A 249-nucleotide genomic window follows, 5' to 3' on the forward strand; every position below is an offset into this window, starting at 1 on the left:
CCGCGCCGCTTTCCGACGACGACGTGAAGGCGATGACGACGTGGCTCAACTACTGTAAAAAGAGCGTAGGGATGCGCGCATCGTTTCCGTGGGAGGGCACGGAGCTTTTGCTCATAAAGCGCGGCGTAGGGACGCCGGTGGGGCCGGCAAACGGCGATATGAAAAACGGCGTCAACGAGCCGCTCTTTGCCGCCATACTGGCCGTGGATATGAATAAGACGCCGACGCAGATAGCGACCGCCGTTATGG

General features: G+C 60.2%; 1 protein-coding gene. It reads left to right on the plus strand.

From position 1 onward, the window contains the following. Positions 1-249, plus strand: a 249-nt coding sequence (locus RRY12_12025; protein ID MEG2185400.1) for a hypothetical protein, incomplete at both ends; no start/stop codon positions are given.

It is taken from the genome of Cloacibacillus sp. (assembly GCA_036655895.1).
Classification (GTDB): domain Bacteria; phylum Synergistota; class Synergistia; order Synergistales; family Synergistaceae; genus JAVVPF01.